24 protein-coding genes, 3 pseudogenes and 2 riboswitches are annotated in these 26,396 nt (G+C 47.6%); of the genes and pseudogenes, 22 read left to right on the forward strand and 5 right to left on the reverse strand.

From position 1 onward, the window contains the following. Positions 1–167 precede the first annotated feature (167 nt). The 7 genes and pseudogenes from dapA (at position 168) to ASF12_RS13890 (ending at position 6,486) form a co-directional block, all read left to right on the forward strand. Positions 168–955 (forward strand): annotated as a pseudogene (gene dapA, locus ASF12_RS13860) (4-hydroxy-tetrahydrodipicolinate synthase). A gap of 3 nt (positions 956–958) precedes the next feature. Further along, entirely contained in the window at positions 959–2,128 is a 1,170-nt protein-coding gene (locus ASF12_RS13865; protein ID WP_056035573.1) for an iron-containing alcohol dehydrogenase, read from the forward strand. Between the two features lie 12 nt (positions 2,129–2,140). Continuing rightward, positions 2,141–3,430, forward strand: coding sequence for a four-carbon acid sugar kinase family protein (locus ASF12_RS13870; protein WP_056035576.1), 1,290 nt, complete (start codon positions 2,141–2,143; stop codon positions 3,428–3,430). Beyond that, positions 3,427–4,422, forward strand: coding sequence for a 4-hydroxythreonine-4-phosphate dehydrogenase PdxA (gene pdxA / locus ASF12_RS13875; RefSeq protein ID WP_056035579.1), 996 nt, complete (start codon positions 3,427–3,429; stop codon positions 4,420–4,422). The genes ASF12_RS13870 and pdxA overlap by 4 nt, the downstream gene beginning before the upstream one ends. A 129-nt stretch (positions 4,423–4,551) precedes the next feature. Next, positions 4,552–4,968, forward strand: a pseudogene (locus ASF12_RS13880) (sodium:solute symporter family protein); the annotation flags it as partial. A 47-nt stretch (positions 4,969–5,015) separates the two neighbouring features. After that, positions 5,016–6,206 (forward strand): sialidase family protein, encoded by a 1,191-nt coding sequence (locus ASF12_RS13885; protein ID WP_056035584.1) that lies wholly within the window; start codon positions 5,016–5,018, stop codon positions 6,204–6,206. A gap of 22 nt (positions 6,207–6,228) precedes the next feature. Further along, complete coding sequence (locus ASF12_RS13890; protein WP_235533161.1) at positions 6,229–6,486, forward strand: SDR family NAD(P)-dependent oxidoreductase; 258 nt, start codon at positions 6,229–6,231, stop codon at positions 6,484–6,486. Between the two features lie 71 nt (positions 6,487–6,557). Here the strand turns inward: ASF12_RS13890 and ASF12_RS13895 are convergent, their stop codons facing one another. Continuing rightward, the gene (locus ASF12_RS13895; RefSeq protein ID WP_056035591.1) at positions 6,558–6,908 is read right to left on the reverse strand and encodes a winged helix-turn-helix transcriptional regulator; all 351 of its coding nucleotides are present in this window, start codon (positions 6,906–6,908) and stop codon (positions 6,558–6,560) included. Between the two features lie 136 nt (positions 6,909–7,044). Between ASF12_RS13895 and ASF12_RS13900 the strand changes: the two genes are divergently transcribed. From ASF12_RS13900 to ASF12_RS13925, 6 genes are all read left to right on the forward strand, one after another. Beyond that, positions 7,045–7,416 carry a DoxX family protein gene (locus ASF12_RS13900; RefSeq protein ID WP_056035594.1) on the forward strand — a complete coding sequence of 124 codons (372 nt, stop codon included), beginning with the start codon at positions 7,045–7,047 and terminating at the stop codon, positions 7,414–7,416. Between the two features lie 14 nt (positions 7,417–7,430). Beyond that, entirely contained in the window at positions 7,431–8,198 is a 768-nt protein-coding gene (locus ASF12_RS13905; RefSeq protein ID WP_056035598.1) for a DODA-type extradiol aromatic ring-opening family dioxygenase, read from the forward strand. Between the two features lie 219 nt (positions 8,199–8,417). Further along, positions 8,418–8,520: riboswitch (purine riboswitch) on the forward strand. 144 nt (positions 8,521–8,664) lie between these two features. After that, complete coding sequence (locus tag ASF12_RS13910; RefSeq protein ID WP_056035602.1) at positions 8,665–9,225, forward strand: phosphoribosyltransferase; 561 nt, start codon at positions 8,665–8,667, stop codon at positions 9,223–9,225. Positions 9,226–9,307: 82 nt separating this feature from the next. Then, on the forward strand, positions 9,308–10,363 hold the full coding sequence (locus ASF12_RS13915; protein WP_056035703.1) for an aromatic ring-hydroxylating oxygenase subunit alpha: 1,056 nt from the start codon (positions 9,308–9,310) through the stop codon (positions 10,361–10,363). A 146-nt stretch (positions 10,364–10,509) separates the two neighbouring features. After that, the gene (locus ASF12_RS13920; RefSeq protein ID WP_081418812.1) at positions 10,510–10,809 is read left to right on the forward strand and encodes an MFS transporter; all 300 of its coding nucleotides are present in this window, start codon (positions 10,510–10,512) and stop codon (positions 10,807–10,809) included. Positions 10,810–10,857: 48 nt separating this feature from the next. After that, positions 10,858–11,103 (forward strand): hypothetical protein, encoded by a 246-nt coding sequence (locus ASF12_RS13925; protein ID WP_155973155.1) that lies wholly within the window; start codon positions 10,858–10,860, stop codon positions 11,101–11,103. A 43-nt stretch (positions 11,104–11,146) separates the two neighbouring features. Here ASF12_RS13925 and ASF12_RS33705 read toward each other — a convergent pair whose 3' ends face one another. Together ASF12_RS33705 and ASF12_RS13935 are read right to left on the reverse strand one after the other, a co-directional pair. Next, positions 11,147–13,333 (reverse strand): M56 family metallopeptidase, encoded by a 2,187-nt coding sequence (locus ASF12_RS33705; protein ID WP_056035610.1) that lies wholly within the window; start codon positions 13,331–13,333, stop codon positions 11,147–11,149. Next, positions 13,330–13,707: a BlaI/MecI/CopY family transcriptional regulator gene (locus tag ASF12_RS13935; protein ID WP_056035614.1), complete on the reverse strand. Its 378-nt coding sequence runs from the start codon at positions 13,705–13,707 to the stop codon at positions 13,330–13,332. The genes ASF12_RS33705 and ASF12_RS13935 overlap by 4 nt, the downstream gene beginning before the upstream one ends. A 361-nt stretch (positions 13,708–14,068) precedes the next feature. Between ASF12_RS13935 and ASF12_RS34510 the strand changes: the two genes are divergently transcribed. The 3 genes from ASF12_RS34510 (at position 14,069) to ASF12_RS35065 (ending at position 16,224) form a co-directional block, all read left to right on the forward strand. After that, complete coding sequence (locus ASF12_RS34510; RefSeq protein ID WP_155973157.1) at positions 14,069–14,206, forward strand: hypothetical protein; 138 nt, start codon at positions 14,069–14,071, stop codon at positions 14,204–14,206. A 14-nt stretch (positions 14,207–14,220) separates the two neighbouring features. Then, positions 14,221–14,919: an SDR family oxidoreductase gene (locus ASF12_RS13945; protein ID WP_056035619.1), complete on the forward strand. Its 699-nt coding sequence runs from the start codon at positions 14,221–14,223 to the stop codon at positions 14,917–14,919. Between the two features lie 56 nt (positions 14,920–14,975). After that, positions 14,976–15,057, forward strand: a riboswitch (ZMP/ZTP riboswitch). 45 nt (positions 15,058–15,102) lie between these two features. Continuing rightward, on the forward strand, positions 15,103–16,224 hold the full coding sequence (locus tag ASF12_RS35065) for a GNAT family N-acetyltransferase (protein ID WP_063892563.1): 1,122 nt from the start codon (positions 15,103–15,105) through the stop codon (positions 16,222–16,224). A gap of 164 nt (positions 16,225–16,388) precedes the next feature. On the opposite strand, the gene ASF12_RS13955 is transcribed toward ASF12_RS35065, so the two are convergent. After that, positions 16,389–17,591 (reverse strand): MFS transporter, encoded by a 1,203-nt coding sequence (locus ASF12_RS13955; RefSeq protein WP_056035622.1) that lies wholly within the window; start codon positions 17,589–17,591, stop codon positions 16,389–16,391. A 157-nt stretch (positions 17,592–17,748) separates the two neighbouring features. Here ASF12_RS13955 and ASF12_RS13960 point away from each other — a divergent pair, with 157 nt between their 5' ends. Continuing rightward, positions 17,749–18,336 carry a TetR/AcrR family transcriptional regulator gene (locus ASF12_RS13960; RefSeq protein ID WP_056035627.1) on the forward strand — a complete coding sequence of 196 codons (588 nt, stop codon included), beginning with the start codon at positions 17,749–17,751 and terminating at the stop codon, positions 18,334–18,336. A gap of 131 nt (positions 18,337–18,467) precedes the next feature. On the opposite strand, the gene ASF12_RS13965 is transcribed toward ASF12_RS13960, so the two are convergent. After that, positions 18,468–19,334, reverse strand: a complete 867-nt coding sequence (locus tag ASF12_RS13965; protein WP_056035628.1) for an AraC family transcriptional regulator — start codon at positions 19,332–19,334, stop codon at positions 18,468–18,470. A 147-nt stretch (positions 19,335–19,481) separates the two neighbouring features. On the opposite strand from ASF12_RS13965, the gene ASF12_RS13970 reads away from it, so the two are divergent. The 5 genes and pseudogenes from ASF12_RS13970 to ASF12_RS13995 all read left to right on the forward strand — a co-directional run bounded on the left by ASF12_RS13970 (position 19,482) and on the right by ASF12_RS13995 (position 26,257). Further along, the gene (locus tag ASF12_RS13970) at positions 19,482–22,181 is read left to right on the forward strand and encodes a glycoside hydrolase family 78 protein (RefSeq protein WP_056035631.1); all 2,700 of its coding nucleotides are present in this window, start codon (positions 19,482–19,484) and stop codon (positions 22,179–22,181) included. Positions 22,182–22,925: 744 nt separating this feature from the next. Further along, positions 22,926–23,213 (forward strand): annotated as a pseudogene (locus ASF12_RS13980) (hypothetical protein); the annotation flags it as partial. A gap of 180 nt (positions 23,214–23,393) precedes the next feature. Further along, positions 23,394–23,990: a biliverdin-producing heme oxygenase gene (locus ASF12_RS13985; RefSeq protein WP_056035641.1), complete on the forward strand. Its 597-nt coding sequence runs from the start codon at positions 23,394–23,396 to the stop codon at positions 23,988–23,990. Next, complete coding sequence (locus ASF12_RS13990) at positions 23,983–24,228, forward strand: hypothetical protein (protein ID WP_056035644.1); 246 nt, start codon at positions 23,983–23,985, stop codon at positions 24,226–24,228. The genes ASF12_RS13985 and ASF12_RS13990 overlap by 8 nt, the downstream gene beginning before the upstream one ends. Before the next feature lie 223 nt (positions 24,229–24,451). Further along, complete coding sequence (locus tag ASF12_RS13995; RefSeq protein ID WP_056035646.1) at positions 24,452–26,257, forward strand: diguanylate cyclase domain-containing protein; 1,806 nt, start codon at positions 24,452–24,454, stop codon at positions 26,255–26,257. The last annotated feature ends 139 nt before the right edge of the window (positions 26,258–26,396 follow it).

Genomic DNA, 26,396 nt, shown 5'->3' on the forward strand with positions numbered 1-26,396 from the left:
AACTATTTTCCTATCATAAAAGTGTTTTAAAATGCAACTAATTAGTCGAATTTTCTGAGTTTATTAAAATAACTGTTGCTAAAAAGGTCATATTGATTTACACTCACTAATGTAAACGCTTCGCATTATACGGATGAAAAGTTTGGGAGGATACGAGATGCCACGAGATGCCACTAGCAATTGAGGGAATTTATCCCGCATTATTGACTCCTTTTACAAAAGATGAAGAGGTAAATGAGGCTGCATTAAAACAGCTTGTCAATCGATTGATTGTTGCAAAAGTGAACGGTATCTTCGCATTAGGAACGAATGGGGAATTTCATGTTCTGTCCCGCGAGGAAAAATTAAACATAACCAAAATCGTTGTCGAGGAAACGCAGGCCGTGTACCAGTCATGGTGGGCAGCGGTGGAAACAGCACACGCGAGGTCATTGAGCTTTCGCAAGCGATGGAGAAGCTTGGTGTCGATGCGCTGTCGGTTATAACGCCATATTTTATTCCGCCAACGCAGGAGGAAGCTGAAGAGCATTACCGTAAAGTAGCGGAGGCTGTATCGATTCTGGTCGTGCTGTACAATATCCCGTCGCAAACAGGATTTTCCCTTGCGCTTGAGACGGTGGGGCGTTTGGCTAAACTGCCGAATATCGCCGGCATTAAGGATAGTAGTGGGGATTTTAGCAACATTGAGCAATATATAGCGCATACACGCGGCGAGCATTTTTCCGTTATTGCGGGTACTGACTCGCTTATTTTGAAAACGCTTCAAGCTGGCGGTAGTGGTGCTGTCGCTGCAACGGCGAATTTGCTCCCGGAAACGGTTGTTGCGATTTATAACAACTGGAAAGCTGGTGTTCCGGTCGGCCCTGCCAGAGCGCCGATTCAAGAGCCGACAGGCGAAGCGTTCAAGCAGATTGAAACAGCCGTTCAATTTTATAAAACGAATCAGGAGGGATAACGAATGCTGAATGTTTATCACTTTCAGACAGCAGACCGTATCATTGCCGGTGCGAACACCTTGTCGCAGCTGAAGGAGCATTTGCCTGCTGTTCATCCTCGCATTCAGCGCGCCTTGATTGTTACGCAGCCAACGGTTCAGCGCAAGGGCTACTCTGGCGTCATCGAGCAGCAGTTAACGGAGCAAGGCATCGCCTTTGACGTATGCACAGCGATTTTACCAGAGCCGACGGTGCAAAACATAGAAGAAACGTTCGCGGCATATCACGGTAATCACTATGAAATCATCATCGGCCTTGGCGGCGGCAGCGTGCTGGACGCGGCTAAAATTTTATCGGTGCTGATGACGAATGAGCAAAAAATCGCTGACATGCTTGGCACAAATGTAGTGGCTAAGTCAGGAGTGGCCACCGTATTGATCCCGACGACATCTGGCACGGGCTCAGAAGTGACGCCGAATGCGATCGTTACTTTCCCTGATCAGGAGCTGAAAATCGGAATTGTCAGCCCTTATCTGCTGCCGAAGCTTGTTATTCTTGATCCGGTTCTGACGCTGGAGCTGCCGAAGCCGATAACGGCTGCAACAGGCATGGATGCGTTCACGCATGCGCTGGAATCTTTTATTTCGAACAAAGCTAATTATTTCAGTGACATGTTCGCTTTGGAGTCCATCCGTCTCATATCTTCAAGCATTATTGAAGCTTACGAGAATGGTTCGTCACTAGAGGCGCGTGAGAAAATGCTGCTTGGTTCAACGTATGGCGGAATGGCGCTTACGGCAGCGGGAACGGCGGCGGTTCATGCGCTCGCTTATCCGCTTGGCGGCAAATATGGCATTCCTCATGGCGTCGCCAATTCGATGCTGCTGCCTGGTGTGATGGCGTTTAATATGGATCATTGTGTAGATCGGCTCCATCTCGTTGCTGGGCCAATGAGCATTGAGACAGAAGGGCTTTCGCCAGAGGCAGCAGCATACCGTGTCATCGAGAAAATTCGCGAGTGGACAGAGAAGCTGGAAATACCGCAGGATTTAACCGCCTATGGCGTACAGGAGGAAAATGTCGAGGCCTTAGCGCAAGCTGCTTCGCAGGTTACGAGACTGTTAAACAACAACCCGAAGGTGCTAAGCCTGGACGATATGAAAATGATTTATCGCAGCCTGATTGTGAAATAAGGGAGGATTACCGTGAAAATTGCGATTGTCGCCGACGATTTGACGGGCGCATGCGATTGCGGAGGGCAGCTGGTGCGTTATGGCATGCGCGTATCGGTTCGAATTAATCCGGTTATGGCGGAGGAGCCGCATTATGATGCTGTTGTATTCAACACGGTAAGCCGCTCCTTGCCTGCGAATGAAGCTTCGTCAATCGTCAAACAGATTAGCCAATATATTAATGAGCAGCCCTTTGACCTGATTTATAAAAAAATAGATAGCACGCTTCGTGGAAATATCGGTGCTGAGCTAAATGCGATGTCCGATGTCATTCAGCCGGACTTTACGATTATCGCCCCAGGTTATCCGCAGAACGGTCGGCAAATTATTGAACGTATTCATCATTTGAATGGCAAGCTGCTGCATGAGACCGAGGTAAGCCGTGATCCGAAGACGTCGGTGCTCCAGTCCGATGTGGTAGAGCTGGTAGCTAGCCAGACGGGACGGGCAGTTGCCCATCTTTCCGTATCAGATATTGACCAAGGAAAGGCGCATCTAGCTGACAGGCTTAAAGCATGCAAAATACAAAATATGACCTATATTGTCGCAGATTCAGTTACAGAGGGGGATTTGGAGAGGCTGGCGAATGCATTGGCGCAGCTGTCCTATAAATTTGTCTGGGTTGGCTCAGCTGGCCTGATGAACCATCTTCCGAAAGCATATGCTGTGGCTGAAAATGACAAGCCGCTGCATATGCCGCTGCCAGTTAGTTATGATCCCGTTCTGCTCGTCGTAGGCAGCGTGAGCAAGATGGGGCGCGAGCAGCTGCGCAATTTAATGAATCAGAATCTGGCAGTGCAAATCATTGCCCGTTCCGAGAAGCTGCTCGCTGACGAGGCTGGTAAGCAGGGGGAATTGGATCGCGTCATCGACGAGGCGAATCGTGCTTTGGCAGACGGTCGCGATACCGTTATCGTCGCCTCAGACAATATCGCCGACACACAAGCGGCAGGCCAATGGCTAGGCATGACACCGATCCAAATTAGCGATGCCATTTCTGCCGCTCTTGGCAGCATAACCGTTAAGCTTTTCGACAAGCTAGCAATCCATAAGCTGTTTTTGACAGGCGGCGATACCGCTTATCAGGTGTTGGAGCAGCTTGGCATAACGGCGGTCGAGCTTATGGAGGAGCTGGAGCCGGGCGTGCTGCTAGGCAAATATGAAGCTCGCGGCCTTTATATGGTGACGAAGGCTGGAAATTTTGGTTCAGATCGAACGATGGAGCATGTCATCAAAAAATTGCATGGAGGCGAATGGACATGAGCAAGCCGATTATCGGTATTACAATGGGGGATGCCGCTGGCGTCGGTCCGGAAATTATTGTGAAGGCGCTGCAGCATGAGGAAGTGCTGAATAAATGCCGCCCAGTCGTAATCGGTGATGCGAAGAGCATGCAGAGGGCTATCGAACAAACCGGTGCAGCATTTACGGTTCACACGGTAAGCAGCACAGCGGAATGCGAATTTAAGCCAGGCGTCATTGACTGCTTTGATCTAAATTTGCTGCCAGCGGATTTAAAGCAGGGCGAAGTATCGGCGGTTGCGGGTGATGCTGCATTCCAGTTTATTCAAAAAGCGGTTGAGCTGGCGCAGGCCGGCGAGCTGCAAGGCGTATGTACCGCTCCATTGAATAAAGAAGCGCTGCACAAGGGCGGACATTTGTACCCGGGGCATACGGAAATTTTCGCCGAGCTGACCGATACGCAAAATTATTCGATGATGCTGTCGTCGCCGAAGCTGAAGGTGATTCATCTCACGACGCATGTCGGGCTGAGAAAAGCGATTGACAATATAACGCCAGAGAGAACGCTCACCGTTCTTCGCCTCGCTCATGCTACGTTGACTAGAGCGGGCTATGACCGTCCGCGGATTGCGGTATGCGGCATAAATCCGCATGCGGGGGAGAATGGCTTGTTTGGTGAAGGGGAAGAGGAAGAAAAGCTTATTCCCGGCATTCGTCAAGCGATTGAAGAGGGCATTAACGCAAGCGGTCCTTATCCGGCCGATACGCTGTTTTACCGGGCGGTGCGCGGAGACTTTGATATCGTCATTGCCTGCTACCATGATCAAGGCCATGTGCCGATCAAAGTGCTGGGGCTGGAGGAAGGCGTCAACATTACGGTTGGCTTAAAAGGCGGATTTATCCGCACTTCTGTGGATCACGGCACGGCCTTTGATATCGCAGGGAAAAATATAGCCGATGAGAGAAGCATGCTTGCCGCCCTTGCATCTGCTGTCGAGCTGTCGCCGAAATAAGCGCGGCCCTTGCCAATGAGCTTGAGAGAAGGGATGATCGGCTTCGTTCGGTCCCCTTCGAGTTGAAATGTAAGCGTCATCCTGCATAATGATGGTATCCGAAGCTGAATTTTGCTGACAGCCTTTATTGCGCTTTTCTCCACACCGTTCATTATCCAGGCCATTACTTCCACAAAAGATGCGAAGGCGGCTAAACGCGCTACGATTTATGCTGGACTGCTGTTTCTGCTGCTTGCTGTTGCTGTAGCGATCATCGGCGTTTGCGCGCGCTATTTGTACCCGGATATAGATCCGCTTTATGCGTTCCCGGTGTTTATGCAGCATATGCACCCGATTCTCAGTGCCATTGTCGCTACATCGCTGGTCGCTTCAATTTTTGTCGGGGTTTCCACTGTAGCTTTATCTACAACACTAGGCACAACGGTATGGTATTTACTGGATGGTCCATTCGGCATTGATAATATGTATATTGCAGTCGTCGCGCCTTACATTGTTGTGGTTATTGACCGCTGGATCAGCAAAGCTGCAGCTGGGTCGAATAAATAAGCTTACATGAATTCAAACTTATATTGCTTTTAGGAGGGTTATTGCCAATGAGTGAACAACATTCTGCTTTCCACCATGAAATGACAGCAACACCGGGAGAACCGTATCGCTCCGATGCTTATATTCCATCCCATCAGGTGCAAAATCATGCTTCCTTTCTTCATATTTTAGATAATGGCGATGTGCTCTGCGTCTGGTTTGCAGGAACACAGGAAGGCATTCCGGACATCTCCATTTATTTGTCCCGACTAAATAAAGGAGCAACGGCTTGGACGGAGCCGGTCAAGCTATCGGATGATCCGACACGCTCAGAGCAAAACCCGGTATTGTTTTCCCTCCCAGACGGCAAGCTGTGGCTGCTCTATACCGCGCAAAAATCTGGCAATCAGGATACGGCGATCATTAGACGCCGCATATCGGACGATAATGGCTATACGTGGAGCGACATTGATACGCTGTTCGATACGCCAGGCATCTTTATCAGACAGCCAATTACGGTGTTGGACAATGGCGATTGGCTGCTGCCGATCTGGTACTGCTGCACGAATCCGGGCGAGAAATGGACAGGGAACAAAGATGGGAGCGCCGTGAAAATTTCGTCCGATCAAGGGAAAACATGGGAGGAAGTAACGGTGCCGGGCAGTGTTGGCTGCGTGCATATGAATATCGAGAAGCTGGATGATGGCACGCTTCTTGCGCTCTATCGCAGCCGCTGGGCGGATTATATTTATAGAAGCGCTTCGGCAGATCACGGCAGAACGTGGAGCGAGCCTGTGCCGACATCGCTGCCTAACAACAATTCCTCCATTCAATTCACGAAGCTTGCGAATGGCGATTTGGCGCTAGTATACAATCATAAAAGCGCAAGTGATTCAATGGAGCGCCGTGCTTCGCTGTACGATGAAATAGAAGACGAGGAAGCGGATGAACTGGAGGCTGCAGCGCCTATCCTGACAGAGATTCCTTCCGGCGAGGAACGGCAAGCATTTTGGGGCGCACCTCGTGCGCCAATGACGCTGGCAATTTCCAAGGATAATGGCTTGACTTGGCCGATTAAACGCAATATTGAAGTGGGCGATGGGTATGCGATGACGAACAATTCCAAGGAGCGTCTAAATCGTGAATATTCGTATCCGACGATAAAGCAATCGAAGGATGGCAAGCTTCATATCGCTTACACTTATTTCCGGCAAGCGATTAAATACGTTGTTCTAACTGAGCCTTATATTGCGGAATAAAGGCAAACGAATCAGAGCTGCTATGAAATATGGCATAAGACAGAGGGTAGCAAGCTGTGTTATTGAGGCAGCCGTAAGTCATTTCGGCAAAATTGACAATCTCGTCAATAATGCTGGCATCAATAACCGCAGCTCTATGATTGAGATGGGGATTGATGACTGGCAGGAGGTAATGGATGTCAATTTAAACAGCACATTATACTTTTGCCGGGCTGCATTGCCGTATTATTCCTCGCTTCGTCCATGTCTGATTTTATTACCGGCGAAGCGATCAATTTAAATGGCGGTACGTATCTGAATTAACCGGACGAAACAAACAACCGACCTCAAAGGTCGGTTGTTTGTTTACACTTACAGATCGTTTGACTTGCTTTCCTCTCCATATAGCTCATTGAGATGCTCAATATGAGACATTCCCCATTCATTCATGGCCTGCAATAAAGGCGCCATTCTCATGCCGTATTCCGTAATGGAGTATTCGACCTTAGGGGGGATTTGCAAATAAATTTCACGATGAACGATGTCATGATATTCTAATTCCCGCAATTGGGAGGTAAGCATTTTTTTGGTGATGTCCGGCAATGATTTTTGCAATTCGCTGAATCTCATCGTACCTTGCGAAAAAAGCTGATATAAAATAATAGGCTTCCATTTGCCAACTAAAATTTCTAAAGCCGTTTCCACTTTGCATTCCTCAGGCATTTGATCGTTTTCCCCTTTCGTTTCCTATGGTATCTTTTTGTATACTAGGTTTAATTAAAGTTCCTACTTCTAATAAATAACTCTAGAGCTTATTATACATCTATGATTTAAACATACTCAAGGAGGAATCGTTACAGTGAAATGGCTTGTGCGAATATTGCAAGGACTGCTAGTGCTTGGATTTTTAATGTTTGGGTTTATGAAGGTTAGTGGAGATCCTACCCAAGTGGAAGCCTTTAATGACATTTATGGATATGGCACAGCGTTCATGTACGTTGTGGGGATTGTTGAGATTTTGGGGGCTGTCGGGTTATTGATTGGTTATTGGAGAAATAAGCTGATTCCTATTTTTAGCGGAGTATTAGCGGTTGTAATGGCTGGAGCTGTATTTACACATTTAAAGGCAGGCCAAGGCTTTGAAGTAGCAGGCATGCCATTGATTTTGCTGGTTTTAGCTTTGATCGTGCTTTTTGGCCAAATAAAGCTGCTTGCCAATAACAGACAATAAGGAGGCGAAAAAGCATGCTGCCATCCCTTTTTATTTGCCACGGCTCACCGTTGTCCGCGATGGCTGAATCGGATTACACCCGGTTTTTATCCGATATTGGGAAAAAGTATAAACCGCAAGCGATCGTGCTGTTCAGTGCCCACTGGGAGGAGCGGAATACGACGATTTCGTTCGCTGAGGGGACATTAAACACGATCTATGATTTTTATGGCTTTCCGGATGAATTGTATCAATTGACTTATCCTGCCCCAGGTTCGCCTGAGCTGGCTGCAAAATTAGAAGATCGTTTTAGACGAAATGGCATAACGGTTGATAGGGATGATGAACGGGGATTAGATCACGGCTCTTGGATTTTCCTAAGATACATGTATCCAGAGGCAAATATTCCAATTGTGACGATATCGGTAAACCCTTTTCTATCTGCGAATGAACAGCTCCAAATAGGCGAAGCGCTTAAAGGCTTGGGCGAGGAAAATATTTTGGTTATTGGCAGCGGAACGACCGTCCACAATTTTAATGAAATCAAAATGAATCAAGCGTATCCTGAAGCGTGGGCGGTTGAATTTGATGATTGGATAGCGGATAAGATCGTTCAACGCGACATAGCCGCATTTTTGCAATATGAAACATTAGCGCCACATGCCAAGCGGGCTGTCCCGAGAGCGGAGCATTTCGTTCCGATCCTTCATGCTTTAGGAAGCTCGTCTGGGGTGGAACAGCCCAAAATCATCTACAGAGGATATGAAATGGGAACCTTCAGCCATATATGCTTTGAGATGTAAGATGAAAAATACAAACGCGAAAGCTCGCAAGGCGCGATAGATGTTTAAATAGCGGTAGTCTAGGACGGTATTGACTTGTCCAAGGCTGCCGCTATTTTTTATTGCTAAAATAGTTCTAGTATTTTAATGATAGATAAAGTGACACTAAATTCGTTGTTGACAGTGAAAAAGGGTGGTGCTATTATAATTAAAACCTTTAATGTTAGATAAGTTAACATTAAATTATAAAAGCGTTATTCTTGTATAAGCCCATTAATAAGGGATGGGCGTTTCTACAGGCAACCGTGAATTGCCCCAGGCTACAAGAGACTGAAAGCGACGCATTTTTCCTGTTTAGCGATGCCCTAGGGCTGATCGCAGCAGGGAAATGAAGCTGAAGTCTCTTAAGTCTGGGTTTTTTGAAATATAAGAGCTTATAAGTTTCACACTTAGGGCGACAATAGAGAAATTTAAGGGAGAGAAGCATATGAGCCTCACAAACACCAGACTTTCCGATTCCATTGCTAATGCCAGAACAGTCAAAATTCAGAAACCAAATGATACCTTTTATGACTTTAAACTATATCCGTTCGGCGAGCGGGGAACCTATATCGCTCCAGAGCTTATCAATGAAATTACCGATAATTTGGCGGTGAGCATCGAGGACCATTTTCACAATTACGATTATATCGTATCGCCAGAGCCTGGTGGCCACACATGGGGGATGCTTGCGGCGTATAAGCTGCTGAAGCCGATTAACATTTTAAGGCTGAGCACGGATTTGTATAAAGATATTCATCTGGAGGCCAAGCGCGAAACGGCATACAACGAAAATCGCATTTGCTTTGACGGCTTTCAGAAAGGTGATCGTGTTCTGCTCGTTGATGATGTAATCAGCTCCGGTGCAACGATCCGCTCGATTGCTGTGCAGATGGAAGAGATGGGGGTAAAGCTTGTCGGCGTGCAGGCGATCATTGCCAAAGGCGAGCATTACCGCAAGCTGGAGGAAGACTTGAACGTTCCGGTGCGCATTCTTAGCCAGGTTTAAATGCAAAAAACGACAAACATAGCCCATATACGCTTAAGTCAAAGCGGTTAACTACGATAAAGAGGTGGACAATATGACGATTATGGAGCAAAACACAAGGACGGCAGCTAAAAAAAGAGAAGAGAGCGAGCTGCCGCGGAACTGTACCTTTTCTGCTGAGGATTGGCATGTATTGGCGCAATATTGGTATCCGATCGCGATTGCAAGCGAGATTGCAGATAAGCCGGTGGCGGTAACCCTGCTGGATATGAAGCTTGTCTGCTACCGCAGCAGCGACCGGGTCGTCGTCGCCCGTGACCTTTGCTTTCACCGCGGAGCCCCGCTCAGCAAGGGCTGGATTGAAAATGGCGAAATCGTATGCCCGTATCACGGTTTCCGCTACAATTGCGAAGGCAAATGCACGGCGGTGCCTGCGCATCCCGATTCGCGCATCTCGCCTAAACTAAAGCTCATCACGTATCCGGCCGTAGAACGTTACGGCTTGATCTGGACGTCACTGATGTCCTTGGAGGAAAATATTCCGCCGTTCCCCGGCTGGGAAGATCCCGATTACTTGAACGTTTTGCCGCCGAGCTTTGATATTGCCGGCTCTGCTGGCCGCCAAATGGAAGGTTTCTTGGACGTATCGCATTTTGCATATGTGCATACGGAAACGTTCGGCGACCGCAACAACACCGAGGTGCCGCAATATAAGGTGAAGCGGGAAGGACAGGAGCTGCTTGCGGAATATTGGAGCACGGTCAGCAACTATGGCAAGGGACAGGAGAATCCGGCTCCTGATGACTTTATGTGGCTGCGCGAATTCCGCGTGTTTCCGCCATTCGCTGCATCGCTCACCGTTTATTTTCCTGATGAGGGGAGATTGAATATTTTAAACTGCGCATCTCCAGTATCGGCCCGATATACAAGACTTTTCTGCCCAATATCGCGTAATTTCGATAAGAACGCTCCGATTCAAGATACGATAGATTTTAACTTAAAGGTGTTCCAAGAGGATGCTGAAATGGTCGAAGCGCAGACGCCGGAGGATTTGCCGCTTGATCTTCAAGCTGAGGCCCATATTCCGGCTGACCGTACCTCTATCGCTTATCGCCAGCTGTTGACAGAGCTGGGTTTAGGCAAAAACTACACGTCCTAATTCATTTGTATGAACGAATCTAATATTGCGCGGGATATAAGAGCTGGCCTCCGGGGCCGGCTCTTTTCCTGTTTTATGGCGAGTTCATTTGCGATTTAATAAGGCTGTGACGAGAGCTAAAGTGTCGTTGAAGACATACTGCGCAAATCTTACGGCATCAAAGCTTTTTAACCTTCGTGCTGTTTAGCTTTCTCATCGCCTCTTCGATTGCAATTAATTTTAACTTTCTCCCGATTTACTTCAAGGAAGCAGGCTTTAATAAAGGCTGGATAGGAACAGCTTACAGCATTGCCGCCATTATTGAAGTGCCGATGTTCTGGTTTGCGGTTAAGCTGCATAGACGCTTTGGCTTAATTCCGATGATGATGCTGGCAGCCTTATGCTATAGCGTGAAATGTCTCGTTATGGCTTTCTCCACTCAAGTGGGGTTGGTGCTTGCTGTGTAGCTGTTTGATGGCATAGCCTTTGCGTTCATGGCAAGCGCCTCGGTTGAGGTGATTAACAGCTACGCGAAAGCGACGTATCAGACCTTGTTTGTGGCGCTCACTTCCGGCATTGGAGGAATTATCGGCAGTGCCTTGGGCGGCGTGGTCATTTCACATTGGGGTGTCAATAAGCTGTATTTGCTTATGTTCAGCTTATGCTTTATTGCGTTGGCCGGTTTTACGGCAAGGCGCAAGCAGTTGGAGCCCCGCCCAGACAGGCCGGTAAAGCTAGAAGGAGAAGCGATTCTTTCCTGAAAATAAAGCAGATATCCAGAAGCATCTCCTCTCGCCCTCGGGTCTATTTCTTGGGAGCCGAAATCATAGCTTTCAGGTTGTCTTCTTGGTACTTGTCCATACCAGAGAAAACGGCAGTATAATAAATATTGTCCTGCTTCCACAAGTAATAAGGCATGGTGGGTGATACGTAGATTTGGTTCTGGTCATTATAAGCCGAAATTTCGACGCCATTAATCTCCAGTTTCCGAGTGAGCGTGAGCTTAGATGTGTCGAAAAGCGGCTCCTTGCTCTGATAAAGCGAGAAAGTATCCTCTATATTATAGGTTGAGGAATCGTACGATGCTCGATAGGTCGTCCATAGAGCGTCGGTCGCTTGTTTAAACGCATACTCAGTATTCTGATCGCCGGCCCTAAGTAATATTGAACCGCTCAGCTTAAGCCCCGGCAATTCCAAAGGAATTTTCACCGTAAAGTCAAGAATGTTTTCCGCCGCAAGCAAATCCTTTCCATCATAAAGGGGAAACGAATTTCCAGCTCCGTCGTAGCGGACATGCTGAACTTTCTGCGGTAAAACAAAGGATTTCACCATTTTTGCGAGCTCTTCTTGCGAAAAATACTCGCTATAATAATCGATTGCGTACCATATATTGTCATCCTGCCAGTAGAAGCTTGTGCCCGTTTCTGGCCTTTGTTTGTCGCGTCTCTTATCCGTGAATAAAGTGCCTTTGACATCGCCGATCGTCATAGTTTCCTGTCGGTACTGAGGAGTCTCGTTTGCACTTTGGGGATAGTGAGCCGCCCCCCGTAATTGATTGTGCTCCAACAAATTGCCATTTCCCATAGAAGCTTTGACTTCTATAATTTGTTTGTTTTTTTTGCCAAAGTTAGATACAAAAGTAATGGATGCTACATCAATAAGATCGTCATCGTTGGCGCTGGTGAAATTTTTATAATATAATACATTCTCGAACTGATAACCTTCAGGAAGATAATCCGGTATTTTAAAGTTATATTTCGGAAAATCGAGTGCCCGATCGAGACTATGAAACCATCTGAATGAATCGTTGTATATAGGATATAGATCCAAACTAGGGTTTGCTGCTTGGGCAACCATATCGAGCTCGGTACCATTCTCTGAATCCGACGCATTGGTGAGCAAGATGGCGCTCAAGGCAATAACCAAGAGAATAGCGGCGGCCGAGAGCTTGTACGAACCTTTTTTAAACTTGGTAATCATTATCATTCTCCGTTTTGCTTCATTTTTGTTGTCCCCAAAATACGATAGGTTGACCTGAGAAGAGGGGGGATGGGCAAATAAACGCGACAGCATAAGTAAGGTTCTGCCATAGGACAAAGCTTCACGCTCGCCCAGCGCTTCAAGAACACGAGCGTCGCAGGCCACCTCCTGATCGGCTTTCATCTTTCTTACGGAAAGCCACACCAAAGGGTTGTACCAATGCATCCCTACGGAAAGAGCCCACAGGGAGTTGAACCATAAGTCCTTGCGTTTGTAGTGAATGAGTTCATGCATCAGGATATGCGTTAGCTGGTTTGAATCGGCGATCGTGCTGATATCCTCGGGCAAATAAATCCGCGGCTTCCATAAACCATAAAGACAAGGGCTGCGAAGATGGCTAGTTTCATAGACGTATACTCTTTTTTTAATGTTCAGCTTCTGTTTGCATGCCTCAAGAGCCATGAGTACTTCAGCATCCTCAATTTTCACTGAGTTTCCGACTGTTTTTCTGAAAATCAGCGCGCTAAACAGATAATATCCACCCAAGCATAGAAGCCCTATAAGCCATACCAGCGAGCCAATCGATAGCCAGGTCATTCCATCTGTGCTTTCTGGAATATGGTCTTGAGAAGAACGTGTGGCGACTGAAGTTCCTGTTTCGTCTGCTTGGTTCGTGATGAACTCGGGAGGCTGCTTTTTTATATCCATATAATTGGATTGAATTTCCAAGTTGGAACCGATCTTAGTAAAGGGAGTGAGCTGCTTACTCTTCTGATCTGAATTCCATTCCAGCGGGAACGTTTGCGGCAGCACATTAAACAAGCTTAACTGACTCTGTGGAGCAATGGGAACCAGCAGCTTAATTAACACAAGAAACCACAATATATGGATAACTCTAGGTTTAAGGTGCTTTTGGAACAGCTTCCGAATCAAGAGTAATATTAATAGAATTACCGTCGATGCGGCTGACGCAGTGAACAGAAGAGAAAAGACCGTTTCCAGATACTTCATAGCTTCTTCTTGTTCTCCAAAATTTGTTGAAGTTCCTCAATATCTTTATCCGATAGTGTCTCTTCTTCGAGAAATTTCGCGCACATTATCCCTACTGCTCCTTTATAAACTCTATTCAGAAATGAACGATTCTCGGCCTTTAAGTATTCATCATGCGAAACCAGCGGATAGTAGAGGTAGTTCCGGCCGGACTTTTCGAATCGAATCGCTTTTTTCTTGTGAAGCCTATTCAGGAAGGTCTTAATCGTCTGATCCGACCAATGCATTTGTTGGGTTAGTTTGAAAATAATCTCACTGGCGGACAAAGGCTCCTTTTGCCAGAGTAGCTTCATCACTTCGCTTTCGGCCTCGGTAATGTGTGGGGACTCGTGCATCGTATTCACCCTTCTTGATTTTATTCGTTTACACTTGTAAACGATATTTAAAGTTTACAAGTGTAAACGAAACGTGTCAAGCTTAAATCGTGATCCCCGTATATTTTCTTTCGTCAGAAAAATAAGGGAAATATGTGAGCGGAGCTTGCATTTAGCGCCTATTTGAAGGACAATGGCTTCATTGTTCTGGAAGCGATTGCATTAAAGCAAGAGACTGAGCTGGTTAAAGCAGCAATGCTTTTTGAAGTGCAGCAGCTAAGGAGCTATTTTCAGACGTGGTCGGTTTCTGATAAGCATTTTGGTCTCATACATTATGATTCCGATGAGGAGATGTTGCCTGGCTGCCAAGGCTTTAAACAGCGTGTACAGCTACGCTCGTGTAAGGAGGGCGATAGCGGAAACGTGGGACAATGAGTCGGAGTGGATGGTGCAGCTGCGTAGCAGATTGGAGCAGTCGCTTAAGGAAGCGGAAGCTTCCTTCGGGAAAGAAATTAAATAGAGGGAGCTGGGAGCATGAACATTTTAATTACAGGTGCAGGGCGAGGACTTGGCTACGAGTTGACGAGTGAGGCGCTGGAGCGCGGACATGCGGTTGTGGCGGGAGTTCGATCACCTAATGAGACTAATGAAAAGCTATCGGCACTTACTGAGAAGTATGGTGAGCGGCTGTCGATTGTGGAGCTGGATGTCACGAATGAGGAAGGCATTGCAGCGCTCGCTTCACAATTGAAGGAGCAGAACGTGAGCCTTGGAGCAATCATTAATAATGCAGCGATTCTCAATTCTCGAAATACACACATCGAACAGCTGGATTTTAAGGAAGTTGCGCTGACGATGGATATTAATGTATATGGGCCTATGCGTGTCGTGAAGCATTTGCTGCCTTTATTAACGGAGAAGGACGCTGCCATTTTTAATATTTCTTCTGAAGCGGGCAGCATCACGCATGCTTATCCAGGCGATTATCCTTATGCGATATCCAAAACAGCGCTCAATATGTTCACGCAGCAGCTTCATGTATATTTGCAAAAGCGGGGCATTCAGGTGCTCAGTATTCATCCTGGCTGGATGCGGACGGATATGGGCGGTGGAGAAGCGCCGCTGGATGCGAGCCACAGCGCTCGCGGCATTATTGGGCTATTGGAGCAGCGCCGCACGCCGGACAGCCGCTTTATGTTCGTTGATCATGAAGGTAATGCAATGCCGATTTAAAAAGTCGGAATTAGTTGTTGACAAATAACGGCTTTCCGCTATACTAGCATTAATTATTTGGTATGCGTAACTGGCGAAAACGCAGAGCACTGCGGGGGAGCGCATATGTCATAGCAGCCGTTCGCCTGGGCAAAGTATTTGGTCATCTGACCAAATACTTTTCTATTTTAAGGAGAGGTCGAATTGAAGCAGACGAGAAATGTAGCGGTGTTAGTTTATGAGAGAGTGGATACACTTGATTTTGCTGGTCCGTTTGATATATTCGCCATCTCGAGCGGCAAGGATAGGGATTTTAACGTATACACGGTTGGAGAGACGAAGGAAGCTTTGCATACGCTTAGCGGAATTGCGATTACACCAGCGCATAGCTTCGACGATTGTCCTATGCCTGATATATTAATCGTTCCTGGTGGCATGGGATCGCGTACGGAGATTCATAATGAGAAGCTTACGAGCTGGATTCGCCAAACGGCACAGCATGCTGAACTTATTTTATCTGTATGTACAGGTGCGCTGCTGCTGGCCAAAGCGAATTTGCTGGATGGACTCCAGATTACAACGAATCGCCGGGCACTTGATCTGCTGCGTGAGCTTGCGCCTTCCAGTGTGACGATTGTTGAGAACGTGCGCTATGTGGATAACGGAAAAATCGTCATGTCCGCAGGAGTGACGGCTGGCATGGATGCTGCACTTTATGTCGTGGCAAGGCTGCACGGTCAGGAGCGGGCTGAGCAAACAGCAGCTACTATTGAATATGATTGGCATGAAGAGAAAGTACAAAACAGCCTCCACTTGGCAGTGTCTGCATCGAAAGCCGAGCTTGAAATTAAACGCGCCGCATCTGATGATCTGGAAGCGATGCTTCGTTTATACAAGGAAGCAGCCCGCTGGATATATGAGGCGAAAGGCTTGCGCCAGTGGAGCGAGGATTCTTTTACAATGGAATATTTAGAGAAATTCATTAGGGAAAAAGAAGTGTTCGTCGCTTACTTGCGGGGCGAGCTTGCGGGCTGTTTTTCGGTCGAGTGGGGCTACGAGCCGATCTGGGGAGAGCATTTTCATACGGATGCCGGTTATGTGCATCGGCTGGCTGTATCTCGCAGTTTCAAAGGGCAAGGTCTTGGCGGTCAAGTGCTTGCGTGGTCGGAAGCATATATTCGCGGGCGTGGAAAAACCTGGATGCGCCTTGATTGCATGGCGGAAAATCCGTCGCTTAACGCTTTTTATGTTAGCCAAGGCTTGAGCTTATGCGGCAGATACGATGCAGAGGGCTGGAGCGCAAATTTATATGAGAAAAAGCTGTAACCGCCTATGAAGGGGAACTGCTATAGCATCCACCGGAGGGTGAGTTGTTATAGGTTCACAAAAAGGAAGCGCTGGACTTGCCAATACAAGACTGGTTCAAGCAGCGCTTCCCCTTATTTTTTAATTCCGCTGTAAGAAATTTCTTTTTACCAAGCACGAAGGTTTTATGCATTCCCTGATGGCTGCTTTGCCTCGGTTAAGTAATATAGAAAGGCAAGTACCGGCAGAGCGATACCGATCAGGGAAGCTAAAGCCCATCCCCCATAAGCATAGGCCCATCCTCCCAAAAAAGACCCCACGGCTCCGCCGATGAAGAAAATAGCCATGAATAGGCCATTAAGGCGTCCGCGCATCTCACTGCCTAGCGAATAGATAACGCGCTGGCCCAACACAAGATTTCCTGACACCCCCATATCCAAAACGATAGCAGCAACCAGCAGTAACGTCAAAGCGGCGAAAGAATCCCCTCGGACGAGATAGGCTGTCAAAAAAGCAAGGGCAGAAACGGCAATCGCGATGCCGCTCAGCAATTTAGTCAAACCACGATCAGCCAATCTGCCGGCAATAGGCGCCGCTACGGCTCCTGCTACACCAGCGAGAGCGAATAAAGCGATGCCTTGCTGCGTCAAATGAAAATATTCGGTTAAACGCAGTGGAATGACGGTCCAAAACAAACTAAAGGAGCCAAATAAACAAGCTTGATAAAAGGCGCGGCGGCGCAAAATAGGCGTTGCTTTCAAAAGCGAGCCTAAAGAACGGATCAATGCCCCATATTGGAGGGACGGTGTTGGTTTCCGCTGTGGAAGCGCACGGGATAGAACAATTGCGAGCAATATGATCACGATAGCAGATAAAATAAATACCGCCCGCCATCCCCAATATTCCGTTATGAGGCTGGCTAATGGCCGAGCAAACATAATGCCTAGCAGCAGACCGCTCATTACATTGCCTACAACACGACCGCGCTGTTCATCCGCTGCAAGGAAAGTGGCATAGGGGACAAGAATTTGCGCAGCAACCGAGCCTATTCCTATAAATAAAGCGGAGATGAGGAAGGTGGCTGTATTAGGGGCGAATATCGTTCCGATTAGCGCGATAATGACGACAACTAGTGAGGCGGTAACCAATCGGCGGTTTTCGATCAAATCACTGAGTGGGACGATAAATAATAAACCGACCACATAGCCTACTTGAGTTAGCGTTACAATTAGTCCTGCTGCTCCTAAGGGTATTCCGATGGAGGAACTGATCGGCCCGATTAACGTCTGGGCATAATAAAGATTAGCTACAATAAGACCGCAAGCAGCGGCTAAAAGAAACATAAGCCAGTTCGGAATGGATTTCTCCTTGGACTGTAAGTTGTTCATAACATCATGCCTTCTTTCTGCTCAAATGGGTGGTGCGAATCCTTTTTTTAATTATGGCTATATTATATACTAAACGTACAGTATTTAAAATGTTTTTTTTCAACGCGCCCAAAATTTTATATAATATAAAGAAAGTCCACAAAAGGAGCTATGACCATTGAATATAAAAAGAGGGCGACCTCGCAACGTTGAAGCGGAGCGTGCTATTTTAACGGCCTCCTACAACTTGCTGCTTGAAATCGGATTTGGCGGCGTTACCGTTGAGAAAATTGCCGAGCAGGCACAGGTGAGCAAAGCGACGATCTACAAATGGTGGCCTAATAAAGGTGCCGTTGTAATGGCTGGTTTTATGTATGCCATCACTGCAAGGCTGCCAATACCGGATACGGGCGCTGTATATGAAGATATTTTGCTTCATGCGACTAATTTATCCCGATTTTTAACGAGCCGTGAAGGAGAGGTGATTACGGAAATTATCGGAGAGGGGCAATTTGATGCGAAGCTTGCTGCTGCATTGCGGGAGGAGTATGTCCGTCCTCGCCGATTGGAAGCAAGGCAGCTGCTCATGCGAGGGGTAGAGCGGGGGGAACTGAAACGGGAGCTAGATATTGAATTGAGTATTGATTTGCTTTATGGGCCGATTTTTTATCGCTTGTTAGTTACAGGAGACGGGCTGGAGGAAAGCGTGATTAAGCAATTAATAACGGGCGCTTTCGAAGGAATGAAGCAAGAGAGGGGACAATAAACTGCCGATACCATAGCCGTATATTTGCGTTGTACCCTCTGAAGAAACCGTCAATACGATGATGAGTGACACGTATGGTGATACGGGAAATCCGATGCAAATTATTAAAAGCCTGCTTTAAGCTGTCAGTTTCATCTAAACTGCTTGCGATATTGGCCAGGCGTCTGGCCGACTCTTTTCTTGAAAAGCGCATTAAACGAATCAATGTGGCTATAGCCGACCATTTCGGCAATTGTACTAATTTTAAGCTGTGTTAAGCGTAAATGCTCACAGCTTTTTTGTATGCGCAGTTGGTTCAAATAGTTGCCAAACGTTTGTCCGGTGTGCTGGAGAAATAGACGCTGTAAATGCCGAATGCTCCAGCCGGATCTTGTGGCCAGCTTCGCGAGTGTCAGCTCTTCATGAACGTGCTGCTCCATAAACTGAATGAGCAGGTTGAAGTGCGACACATCCTTTATTTTCAACGGGCGGTTGTCGCTTCGCAGTCGGTGAATGGTTATGACCAGTTGCAGGAATAACGTGTATAGATAAGTGTCCGCTCCTGCTGCCGAGAAGGAAAACTCCTGATACATCGCCACGAGCAATTTTTCAATTGAACCATCGTGATCCTGAATCGAATGATAGGTGGCTTGACCATTTTGCAGCTCATCTAAATACTGCTCCAGCAGCGGATCGGTAAACAAGGTGGACATCGCAAGCAGCAGCTGCGGCGCAAATAAGCAATTATATACGATGAGCGGATGCTGGGATGGGTCAGGGGAGGAAGGCCTGAACACATGTGGAACGCCGACTGGTATCGTGAAAAACAACCCTTTGCTCACGGCAACAATATCGTCTCCAATATGATGAAAGCCTTTCCCTTCAGCCACAAAGTTGAACTCTATAAAATCATGGGCATGGAGGGGAACCTTGAAATCCTCCTGATAGCGATTGACGAAAATCGGAAGCTGATTGCCAAAAAAATGATCGCCTTTATACCATTGCACAGGTTTTTTCATCGATAAGCACCTCCTTAATTAGATGGCTGAATGACCGGGATATGTTGGCCTTTTTACAAGGATTGTCACTGAAAATGGACGCTATAATTATACGATAACAGGGTAAGTGATGAACAGCAGCTTTTCCTGATTAGAGGAGGTCGTCCCATGGTCCAGATCGCAAAAGTCAGATGTGAATATTTGAAAAATCCGCTTGGCATTGATGTGCCGCATCCTAGAATCAGCTGGCAAATCCAATCAGAGGAAAGAGGCATTCAGCAGCAGGCCTACCAGCTGCAAGTTTCATTGGAGCCAGAGTTTGGACAAATTTTATGGGATTCTGGCCGGAACGCTTCTGGTCAATCCGTTCATGTTGTGCTGGATCAAATCGAGCTGCAAGCGCGCACGCGATATTATTATCGGGTCAAGATGTGGACTACCGGGTTGTCTTTGGAAGGCAGCGTTTGGTCGGAAACGGCCTATTTTGAAACCGGTCTCTTGGATTACAGCGCGTGGACAGCGGAGTGGATTAGCGCGCCTTCCGATTTCGCTGCGACGGAAGAGGATGCGGAGCGCATTCCGCTGCTCCGAACTTTTGTCACCGTTGAAAAAACGGTCAAAAGCGCCCGGATTTACGCTACGGCACTAGGCATGTATGAGCTGCAATGGAATGGCAATCGCATTGGCAACGACTATTTTACACCGGGCTGGACCAGCTACGGCAAACGGCTGCAATATCAGGTGTATGATGTAACGAACCAGTTGGCCGTTGGCACGCATGCGATTGGCGCGCTGCTGGGCAATGGCTGGTACAAAGGGGAACTCGGCTGGAAGCAGGAGAAAGAGACTTATGGTTCACGCGCTGCGCTGCTCTTCCAGCTTCACATTAGCTATGAGGATGGTACGGAGGAAGTTGTCGTTTCGAATAATGATTGGCAAGCGGCTGGAAGCGCGATTCTAATGTCCGAAATGTATCATGGCGAGCGTTATGACGCCCGTCTGGAATTGGACTGGCATAGCAGCCAAACGGCGGATTCAGACGTATGGCAGCCAGTTGAAACGATTATACATCCTAAGTCGATCATAACCCAGCAGGTAAATGAGCCTGTTCGCCCCGCCGAAACACTGAAGCCGATTGCTGTAATCCAAACGCCAGAGGGCGATACGGTGATTGATTTTGGCCAAATCATGGTCGGCTGGGTAAAATTCGAAGTCGAAGGCGCCGCTGGACATAGGGTTGAATTGCAGCATGCGGAGGTGCTAGATCAGAATGGAAACTTCTATATGGGCAATATTCGCCGGGCCGAGCAGCGTATCCAATATACGTTGAAAGGGAATGGGAAGGAATCGTTTGAGCCGCATTTCACCTTTCAAGGCTTCCGTTATGTGAAGCTGACGGGGTTTAAAGCGCCGATTGAGCTCGAAGCTTTCCGTGGAATTGTGCTGCATTCGGATATGGAGCGTACAGGGTTTTTCGAATGCTCGGATGCCAAGGTGAACCAGCTGCATCATAATATCGTCTGGGGGCAAAAGGGCAATTTTGTCGATGTGCCGACCGACTGCCCGCAGCGCGATGAGCGGCTAGGCTGGACGGGCGACGCGCAAATGTTCATTCGAACGGCTTCCTATGTGATGAATGTTGCCCCATTTTTCACTAAATGGCTGCAAGATTTGAAAGCGGATCAGACGCCGGAAGGGGGCATTCCGTTCTACATCCCTAATCTGAAGCCTGAGTTTTCCGAAGGCTGGGGAGACACAAGCCATTCCTCTGCGGCTTGGGGCGATGCGGCGGTTATTTGTCCATGGACGATGTATGAAGCGTATGGCGATGCTAGGCTGCTGGAGGCGCAATATGACAGCATGAACCAATGGATTCAGTACATTTATGAGCAGGGGAGCAACCCTTATTTGTGGAACACGGGATTCCACTTTGGCGATTGGCTCGGGCTTGATTCCAAGCCGAACAGCTACGTCGGGGCCACGGACAGAGATTTTATTGCAACGGCCTATTACGCTTATTCGGTATCGCTTGTCGCTAAAGCGGCGAAAGCATTAGGGAAAGAAACGGAAGTGGAGCATCTTGCTGCTTGGCATAAACAAATTATTGCCGCATTCCAGCATGAGTTTCTGACCCCGTCCGGGCGGCTGTCTGTACCGACACAAACGGCGCAGGTGCTGGCGCTGCGCTTCGGCCTCGTGTCAGGGGCGGCGAAAGAGAGGGCCGAGCAGAAGCTTGCCGAGCTGCTAAAGGAACAAGATGACCATTTGACGACAGGATTTGTCGGTACGCCTTATTTGAATCCAGTGCTTAGCGAAGCTGGGCGCAATGATCTAGCTTACCGTTTGCTGCTGCAGGAGGATTATCCTTCCTGGCTCTATCAAATTACGAAAGGCGCGACGACGATTTGGGAGCATTGGGATGGCATCAAGGAAGACGGCAGCTTCTGGAGCGAGGATATGAATTCCTTCAATCATTATGCCTACGGTGCAATCGGAGAATGGCTGTACAGCTACGTGGCTGGCATTCAGCCAGACGAGGAGGAGCCGGGATTCAAGCATGTGAAAATCAGCCCGCAGCCGGGACCAGGTTTAACATGGGCGGAAGCAAGGCTTACAACGATGTATGGGGTAGTCGTTTCCTCTTGGCGCCGTATGGAAGCAGGGCGAATGGAAATTCAAGTGACGGTGCCGGGCAATGCCCGTGCGACGCTAAAGCTTCCAGAAGCGCATGCGGCAGCCGATGTGCTGGAAAATGGCATTGCACTATCGCAAGCGGCGGGCATCACCGCGATTCATGAAGAAGCGGGAAGCGTTACGCTGGAGCTGGGCTCTGGCCAGTATCATTTTGCATACGATAGATATTTATAAGGTGTAACGGTGTTCAAGTAATAGGATTCCACTTGAGCGTGTGTGCAAAAGTAAACAATCCAGTTCCAGATCCAAATCCAGATCCAAATTCTGAGTGAAAAGGAATATCTCTCCTCAAGAATGTGAACCTGCTTACCCGAAAAGTTACGTTGTGCTCCTCGTTTCAGGGGTTTGCTCCGTGAGCAAATCCTACCAAGACACCAAGACACCAAGACACCAAGGCAGATTTGGTGGACACAGCAGCCGCTATTTTCACCGAATCGTGGATTATGGCACCGGCGGCGGACACAGGAGCCGCTATTACACTGCCCATCGCCATTTTGAGGGGATGATGAGGGCAATAGCGGCTTTCCTGTCCGCGTGCGGCCTGAAATCGAAGGAAAAGCCAAAATAGCGGAACCTCAGTCCTCCAAAGGAGGAGGGAAAGCCCGGAGCTGTGTGATTTCAGCAACAGTGGATTCATCAGCAGTCTCAGCAACAGTAGCCTCAGCATCAGTGGTCCCAGCCACAACCGGATGCTGTGGTTCCTTAAGCCTTGAATCGTCAGAAGAGATTGGCCGCGAATAAGCGCTAAGCCAGGAACAACTGGCCGACTCACGTATGCATACACACCCCAATGTATAAAAATGTTTGACGAAAAAGTCTGGTTTTCCAGGCTTTTTTTATTTTTTAATATATAGAAATTTAATAACCGGTTAACTAATAATTAATTAGCTTTGCGTATGCTAAGAAAAAAATGCTTGGATGCAGCTTGGCTATTTGACTTCGGCACTTATATTCGCAGCCATTATTGGCGCTGTAACGTCTGCCTATTACCGTTATCAATGCAATGCGGTGTTGGCATTTTGGATCGCCTATATTGTTACGCGGCCATTAGGAGCATCGCTTGGCGATTATTTGTCCCAATCAACGGATGACGGCGGATTAGACTTTGGAACGGTAGGAACAAGCGCGATTTTCCTGGTTTGCCTCTTAGGCATGATTGTCTATTTAACCCGTTCGAAAAAGGATGTTATAACGGCTAGCGAGTAGGCCTTGTTACAAAAATCCATGGAGAAACACTTTGATTATATTAATTTTCTCAGTTATAATTATGTATTGATTATAAGGTGAAAAATCATATTTTCAGCGTGAAGCACAGCGATGTTTATGCAGACAAGTGTTTCTTCTTTAAGGCGAAAAGCCTATAAATGGATAGGAGTGAACGCCCATATGAACGTCATGGCTCGATTGAAGGAAGAGACTGCTGTGAATCACAAGCAGATCGAGGACAACCGCTTTGCCAAAGCCATTATGAATCAAACTTTAAACGTAACGGACTATTCCCTTTACTTACAGAAGTTTTACGGTTTTATTAAGCCGGTAGAACGCCATATTGCCGCTCTATCAGAAGCGCAAAACGTGCACGAGCTTGGCGAGTTTATTCAAAACCGGGCCAAATCCCCGCTGTTGGAACGCGATTTGCTGGCACTTGGTTTAAGCGAAGAGCAGCTGCAGCAGCTACCGGAATGCCAGCAGCTTCCTAAACTAGCTGCAGTGGCCCAGATGCTTGGTTATATGTATGTCATTGAAGGCTCCACAATGGGTGGGCAAATTATTACGAAGCAGGTTCGCAAATTTCTGCCGCTTACGGACAACGCAAGCGAAGGCACGGCGTATTTTAACGCTTATGGTACCGAAACGAGAGCGAAATGGGCGGAATTCAGCCAATTTGTAAGCGAGTCTGTATTAACGGAAGAAGAGGCTACTCAGGTCGTTGAGACGGCGAAGCAAACGTTTCTGACTCTGGAGGTTTGGTTTAATGTTTAACCGAAAGCTAGACAATCCTGCCTTGAACCGCACGTTATTGACAGGAGAAGATTGTGTCACCCAAGACAGCATTGACCTGACGAATTGCGATAAGGAACCGATACATATTCCAGGCTATATTCAACCGCATGGCGTGCTGCTGGCAGCTAGAATGGATGCTCCTAACGAGATTGTGCAAAGCAGTCGGTTAAGGAGATTTCGGATCGCGAACTGGCAGCATCTAACACATCTGACTTAAATTATTTGAATGTTACAATTGAAGTCGGCGGGAAACCGTCCGACTTTTTCTGTGTTGTCCACGAAAGCGAAGGGCTCATTATCGTGGAACAGAGCCGGTATCGGAAGATCAGGGGCCGGATCATGATGATTTTGGCTGGATTCGCCATTTTTTCGGAAAACTAAAGCATGCAGAGAATCGGGCTGAAGCGAGCCAGGTAGCTGCTGAGGAAATCCGCAAAATAATGGATTATAACCGGGTCATGGTCTATGAGTTCGATAAGGAATGGAACGGCAAGGTGATCGCCGAGTCCAAGGATGAGGGACTTGAATCTTTTTTCGGCCACCATTATCCCGCATCGGATATTCCCAAGCAGGCGAGGGAGCTGTATTTGCGCAACTGGCTTCGCGTCATCGTAGATGTAGCTTATGATCCGGTAGAAATTGTGCCTGCCGTTCAACCGCTCACGGGCAAATCACTTAACCTTAGCCTGTCGGTGCTTAGCAGCGTATCGCCCATGCATATTGAATATTTGCAAAACATGGGTGTGGGGGCAACGATGACCATATCGTTGATTCATGATAATCAGCTGTGGGGATTAATTACTTGCCATCATTATTCGCGTAAATATATTTCTCATTGGGTCCGCAATTTGTGTAATTTTCTCGGTTCTTTTTTCTCCAGTGAATGGTTTCAGCGGCAGCAGCTTGACGAATATGAGCGTGAAGCGAGATTGCGGAAATGGGCTTCCCATCTTGCCAGTATTTTTGTGGGGGATAATAATCCCATTCGCCTTATGGACCAGTTGAAGCAAGAGGAATCGAACCTGCTGAATTTGATGAGCGCAACAGGAGCGGCGGTCTGTTACCAGGAAAAGCTGCTGCTGCTTGGGGAGACGCCGACGGAAGCGCAGGTGGAGCAACTGGCACAATGGCTGGCCGAGCAATCGTTAGATCATGTGTATCAGACTTCAAGTCTTAGTGTGGTGCTTGATTTGGCGAAAAGCTACAAAGAGCTTGCTTCGGGCGTACTATATTTGGCGTTGTCTCCAGGACATGAAAACTTTATTATGTGGTTCCGGCCCGAGCAAGTACAAGTCGTTCACTGGGCTGGCGATCCGGCAAAAGCGGTTATTCAAGGCGATGACGGCATTCGTCTGTCACCGCGTAAATCTTTCGAGAAATGGAGACAGGTCGTTGAGTCAACGGCGCTATCCTGGTCGGATCAAGAGCTGCGAATGCTGCCTGAGCTTAAGAGCATCGTCATGAGGCATACGGAGGAGCAGCTTCGTCAAGCCCAATATTTAGCTATGCACAATTCCGCCATTGTCCGCAAAAACGAACAACGCTATATTCAGCTCATGGAAGCCTCGTCTGTACCCTTTTTCACCTTAACCAATCGTGCATTTGTTTACGCGAACAGCCAGGCGGCGAGACTGCTCGGAGAAGTCGCTGCCAAAACGCTTATGGGACGCCCGTTTATGTCCTTCGTGCATGACAGCTCCCAGGCCGAGTTTGAGGCGCAGTTTCAAGAATTGGTACAGGACCCTTTAAACATAACAACCGTTATCGGCCGGATAAACAAGTCGGATGGTCAAATGATCGTTCTTGAGTTCATGCTCGTATCAGTCGTGTATGGAGGCGAGATCTCCATCATGGCCATTGCCCGGGAATATCAAACAGATGCCAATATGGAAAATGTGTATTCCGACATGTTAACGCAGCTGCAATCGCTCACGACAACGGATCCTTTAACCGAACTGCCTAATCGCCAAGCCTTTTATAAGGAGCTGGCTGACGATGTGAGAGAAGGCGCAGAGCGCGGCTATTCGGTGGCCCTTTTAATGGTTGATATGGATGATCTGCGTATTTATAATGCCCTGCAGGGCTTTAACGTTGGCGACTCCTGTCTTCAGTATATAGCCGATTTGCTATCGGTCATGGGAAGGCAGGGAGAAGTCGTTGCGGGAAGGCTGGAAGGCGGGACGTTTGTGCTGTACAAAGCGAAGCAAGCCGGGAAAAATCGGGCTGTGCTGGAGAAGTGCTTTTAAGCTGCAATGAAGCATGGAAGCTTTCCTTAACGATGGTTGAATCCAAGCATTTGATCTGCGGATCAGATGCTTTTTTAATGCTATAGTATGGCGGTGTGTTATCACATTAATCATGTTATGATGAAACATAAACAAGGAA

Source organism: Paenibacillus sp. Leaf72, assembly GCF_001422685.1.
Lineage (GTDB): Bacteria > Bacillota > Bacilli > Paenibacillales > Paenibacillaceae > Pristimantibacillus.

Coding starts and splice junctions, on each gene's coding strand:
- ASF12_RS13865 (WP_056035573.1), top strand. CDS start 959: ATGCTGAATGTTTATCACTTTCAGACAGCAGACCGTATCATTGCCGGT.
- pdxA (WP_056035579.1), top strand. CDS start 3,427: ATGAGCAAGCCGATTATCGGTATTACAATGGGGGATGCCGCTGGCGTC.
- ASF12_RS13885 (WP_056035584.1), top strand. CDS start 5,016: ATGAGTGAACAACATTCTGCTTTCCACCATGAAATGACAGCAACACCG.
- ASF12_RS13890 (WP_235533161.1), top strand. CDS start 6,229: ATGAAATATGGCATAAGACAGAGGGTAGCAAGCTGTGTTATTGAGGCA.
- ASF12_RS13895 (WP_056035591.1), bottom strand. CDS start 6,908: ATGCCTGAGGAATGCAAAGTGGAAACGGCTTTAGAAATTTTAGTTGGC.
- ASF12_RS13905 (WP_056035598.1), top strand. CDS start 7,431: ATGCTGCCATCCCTTTTTATTTGCCACGGCTCACCGTTGTCCGCGATG.
- ASF12_RS13910 (WP_056035602.1), top strand. CDS start 8,665: ATGAGCCTCACAAACACCAGACTTTCCGATTCCATTGCTAATGCCAGA.
- ASF12_RS13915 (WP_056035703.1), top strand. CDS start 9,308: ATGGAGCAAAACACAAGGACGGCAGCTAAAAAAAGAGAAGAGAGCGAG.
- ASF12_RS33705 (WP_056035610.1), bottom strand. CDS start 13,333: ATGAAGTATCTGGAAACGGTCTTTTCTCTTCTGTTCACTGCGTCAGCC.
- ASF12_RS13935 (WP_056035614.1), bottom strand. CDS start 13,707: ATGCACGAGTCCCCACACATTACCGAGGCCGAAAGCGAAGTGATGAAG.
- ASF12_RS13945 (WP_056035619.1), top strand. CDS start 14,221: ATGAACATTTTAATTACAGGTGCAGGGCGAGGACTTGGCTACGAGTTG.
- ASF12_RS13955 (WP_056035622.1), bottom strand. CDS start 17,591: ATGAACAACTTACAGTCCAAGGAGAAATCCATTCCGAACTGGCTTATG.
- ASF12_RS13965 (WP_056035628.1), bottom strand. CDS start 19,334: ATGAAAAAACCTGTGCAATGGTATAAAGGCGATCATTTTTTTGGCAAT.
- ASF12_RS13970 (WP_056035631.1), top strand. CDS start 19,482: ATGGTCCAGATCGCAAAAGTCAGATGTGAATATTTGAAAAATCCGCTT.
- ASF12_RS13985 (WP_056035641.1), top strand. CDS start 23,394: ATGAACGTCATGGCTCGATTGAAGGAAGAGACTGCTGTGAATCACAAG.
- ASF12_RS13990 (WP_056035644.1), top strand. CDS start 23,983: ATGTTTAACCGAAAGCTAGACAATCCTGCCTTGAACCGCACGTTATTG.
- ASF12_RS13995 (WP_056035646.1), top strand. CDS start 24,452: ATGGATTATAACCGGGTCATGGTCTATGAGTTCGATAAGGAATGGAAC.